Source organism: Pseudomonas antarctica (genome assembly GCF_900624995.1).
Taxonomy (GTDB): Bacteria; Pseudomonadota; Gammaproteobacteria; order Pseudomonadales; family Pseudomonadaceae; genus Aquipseudomonas; species Aquipseudomonas antarctica.
Genome location: NZ_UYXQ01000209.1, coordinates 1 through 4,320, shown reverse-complemented (window position 1 = coordinate 4,320; position 4,320 = coordinate 1). Strand labels below are relative to the sequence as shown.

The following is a 4,320-nucleotide window of genomic DNA, read 5'->3' as shown; positions in this document are numbered from 1 at the left end:
ATGGTGCGAGAAGCGATCCTGATCTATAACCAGGAACGCCCACACCTGTCCTTAAAATACAAAACGCCCGATGCAGTGCATAGGGCGCTGGGGTGAAACAGGTGTAAACCTATTTCAGGACTAGACAGAGCGCTGTCTTGCGGGGCGAGTTCGGCTAACGGTTGTCGGGTTCTGTCCGAGCCGCTGGCGGCGTGCAGCAGCACCATCGCGGTATTGAGCAACAGATCAATCAGCGCCAGTTCACGGGTGGTCGAGTCATTGCTGTCCAGGCCCGCCAGATCCTGCTCCAGGCTGCTGACCAGCACCAGGAACCAGCCCACCAACATGGCCGGGCCGCACACCAGTGGCAGCAACAAGGTGTTGAACAGTAACCAGGCGCCCTCCATCACAATGGCCCAGCGGCTTTCACTGTTGGACACCGATTCGCGATCCGCCAGGTCAACCATGGCCCGCGCGGTGCTGCCGAATAAATGGCTGAGCAGCTTGCCGTTGATCTGTGATTGAAGCCATTCGCCGGCGCCTTCATCGACGGCCAGTGTCGCAGGTGCGGGTTTTTCAGGGATTGAAAACTCATCCCCAGACAGGAAGCGAATGATGTGCGGCTCTTTGAACCCGCCATTATCGTAGAGGGGGCGGGCTTTGTCGGGCAGCCAAGTCAATACGCTGTCTTGCAACGCACCGGGCGTGGCCAGTGCCTCCAGCAGCGCCTGGCGCGTCGGGTATTGAGACAGGGCTTGGGTATACAGCGGTCGATAAAGCAGGTGTGGGCCGATGCTCGCGTCTCGGGGTTCGATCACGAATATAGTGTTGACGGTATCGGGCGTAGCACCGGCTTTTCGGCACAGGCCCAGTGGGCGCAGAACGATCTCTTGGCCGTCTACGACCCTGTCAGTCGGGGTTTCGCCCATCAATGCCTTTACATACCGATAGCCGGTGGTGGTCACACCGTATTGCTGCCGGATCGCATATTCGAGTGCCAGCATCGGCAGCTGGACCTTGAGTTCGCGAGTAAACAACGTCTCCCGTTGGCGCGCGTCTCGGGTGTCGGACAGCAACAGGTCCTTGATTTTCTGCGGGTAGGCCGTGCCGATGTCGACGCGCTGGATCAAGCCTCGGCTGCCTAGCAGATAATCTTCATTCATCCAGCTCGGCAGCGTCCTGGCGCTGTTGGAGGAGAGCGTCAGGGTGCCTTTAGGCTTGCCGGAGAGATTCTTCAGGGCCAATTCAGTCAGCGACATCCGCACATGCTCGATAATGCCAGCACCGCCCGGGTAGCCAGCGGCCACGGCGAAGTCCAACACCAGATCGTCGGGATCGTAATCCTCGTGATCGGTTTGCATCTGTTTGCGCAATGCGTCGCGACTGAACGTCTGGATGTTATCAATGCCTTCATTGAAAGACCGGCCTGCGTTCTGTTTGATCACCCGCGCCATGTCCTGCAGATGGCGATGGTAGGCAAAGCGATCATCGGCATTGGCCTGTTTGAGCCACGCAGGCAATTGCGCGTTGACCTTGTGCAGGCGCGCAACGGGAGCCATGGGCGCTTGGGTAAAAAGAAGGGCTGGATCTGTGAGTTTTTCCAGGGCACGCCCGAGCGTGACTTCGTCTTGCCCCTGAAATGATACGGTTGCCAGGTCTTCAATCTGCTGATTGAGAATAAGCTCGGCCTGTTGTTCGAACACATTGTCTTCCGGCTCATTACGCCTCCAGGTGATGCTGTCGCACTGGAACTGACGCTGCATTCTGCTCCCCCAGGCGTCACCAAAAGCATCAATGCAGTCAAACGGCTCTACGGCCCCGGCCACACTGCACAGCAGGACCTGTGTATCACGCACCAGCAGTAGATCCGGCGTTAGCAGGCAGACTTCTTTACCGGCTTTGGAGAGCGTGGTTTCAATGAAATAGGCATACGTGGTGGGCTTGGAACGGGGCAGGCGCTCAAGGCGCCCCGGCCAGGCAGCGGTCACCGCCAGCATGTCCCGCTGTGTTTCGGTCAGGCTTGAGGGGCCTGCGGCCGCGGCGGTCATCTGGCCGTTGAGCCATTCGCTCAGCCATTGCCAGCGGCTGCTGCCGTGGCTATCGAGGGTGCTCCAGTAGTCAGCCAGGTCGTGCTGGAAATGCAGGTAAAGCGAGGCGGGCAATTCGTCGATGATCTGCGCGATAACCTGCATGTCGATGAGGGGCAGGGTGTCGGGTTTGAGGATTTTTGGGGGCTCCTGAGTGAGGAAATACGGCCGTTCGCGCCGAGCGCGCAGGTCAAGCAACTGTGGGTTCAGGATGTGGGCGACAGCGACTTCCATCAACAGTGTGTAGGTGTAATGGCCGGAAGGGTCCGGGCTGGCCAGCTTGACTGCACGCAAGTCCAGTTTCAGTGAGGGGTACTGCGCCAGGATGCGGCCGCGCAGGGCATTAAATACCACTGAATACAAGGCCGGGCGCGTGGCGAAACGGGCATGAACGGCCAGGGCGGGTAACGGGGCCAGGGCGGTGGGCCTGGGTGAAGTGGTTGGGGCGGGCATAACGAAGTCCTTTTTTGTGTGCACATTCGGTATTTAGGTCGCCGGCTCAATGATGGGTGAGCGGTCCGGCACAGCAAACCCCATCGGGTCGCTGTGGAAGCGGTAATGGGGTAGGTGCAGCAAGACAAAAAAATCGCCACATATGCACCACCGGGCGCGGCGAGCGCCGTGATGTTCTGTCACTCCATTTCAAAGGAGTGACACGATGGCCGATTCAATCCAGTCTTCTTCGCCCGTTCCGCCAACGAGCGATACACCCAAGGTCGTGAAGCTGACGGCCACCCAGAGCCTGCACGGCGATTTTCTGGAGCAGGCCAGCCCGCAGTGGCTGATTGACGCCACGCCGGCACGCAAACAGGCACTCAAGGAGGCTGGCACGGTGGCGCCCGCCTGGTTACAGAACGCTTCGCCTGAGCAGCGCAGCGCAGTGACCACCAGTTTGTTGGCCAGTTTTACCGCGCAAACCCAGCTGGATAAAACGATGGCCACCTTCCAGGACATCAATGACTTTGCGCGGCCCTTGCTGCTTAACGCCCTGAAGGACCAATACCAGGTGCAAGTCGATGTCGACAAAACCCTGCTCTGTTTGCGGCGTCCGCTGGCCGTCGGAGTTATCGAAATCGAGGTTTCGTCTTTTCAGTTCTTGAAGCTGTCAATGCTGGAGGCGGCCCTGCATAACGTTGAGGCCTACGAATGCAAGGAAGGCGCGTACCACAAAACGTCGGGTTTCATCGAGGCGACCGATAAGCCCGACACCTATCATTCAGTGGCGGTCAACGTGAGCGTCAGCCAGTTTCTGACCCTGTGCCGCAACCTGGACATCGGCGCCCAGTACCAGGCGTATTTGCAGGGCTTTTTCTACCCGGAGGAGGCAGCGGCGCAAATCACGCTGCGTGAGCACTTTATCGCCAGCCAGAAGGCCGCTGTTAAGGCGGCCGCTGAGCAGGCACTTGTGACGGGGGATATTGAACCTGCCGATCACCGGATGATTTTGTCGGTGATCAATGGCGAAATTCACCCCAGGCTGGGTGACAAGCAAGTCTGGTTCAGAACCTTGAGCCTGATGAAACTCAGAATGACTGGCTGCATGGCCTTCGTCATCTGCAAAAAATACACCTACCCCGATGAGTTGATTCTTTACATCCCCCAGGACCCTGTGCGCCCACTCAAGCGCTACCGTTGGTCGCAGATGGCAGACGAGTTCAAGCGCCTGTTCACTGCCCGCGATAGCGCCACGCCCGCTGACGCCAAACCAACGCCTTACCAGGTGTTTTTCAGCCGGTTCGTGCCTTATGAGAAGAGAGCCTATTACTTTAGCCAGTTCACCCAGAAGGCCGCCGACTCACCGACCGATATCTGGCGATCGCCGTGGAAAAAAATCCTCGACTTCACCACGCCGCATTTCATTACCGGTATCAAGGAACTCCCTCCCGAGGCACCGGCGAAACTGGAGCCCAAGAGCGATCCGTACCTTGCCCCCTCGACACTGCAGCGTCGCGGGCATGGCATTTGGGCTGCCAATATTGACCCTTGGAAGTACTTCTACGAGCAACACCGGGAGCAGGTCATCGCCGACGCCCGTGCTCACGCGGTGCCCACAGCGGATGTCGACGCGCGTGCGCGCGACGAAAAGCTTGCGCACCTGCTGGAGGTAGGCATGCTGGGGTTGAACATGGTCTCGATGTTTGTCCCGGTGCTGGGCGAGGTCATGATGGTGGTGATGGCCGGGCAGTTGTTGTACGAAACGCTTGAGGGCGCTATCGAGTGGGACGAGGGCGACCTGCAGGAGGCCCAGGAGCCC

Annotated in this window: 1 protein-coding gene and 1 pseudogene; one reads left to right on the top strand and one right to left on the bottom strand. The window is 58.9% G+C overall.

Going from position 1 to position 4,320, the window contains the following annotated elements; all coding sequences use genetic code 11:
- Nucleotides 1–698: 698 nt before the first annotated feature.
- Nucleotides 699–1,433 (bottom strand): annotated as a pseudogene (locus tag E0F99_RS30985) (dermonecrotic toxin domain-containing protein); the annotation flags it as partial.
- Between the two features lie 1,291 nt (nt 1,434–2,724).
- Here E0F99_RS30985 and E0F99_RS29150 point away from each other — a divergent pair.
- Nucleotides 2,725–4,320 (top strand): dermonecrotic toxin domain-containing protein (locus E0F99_RS29150; RefSeq protein ID WP_341273824.1); only part of this gene is annotated, 1,596 nt, incomplete at its 3' end.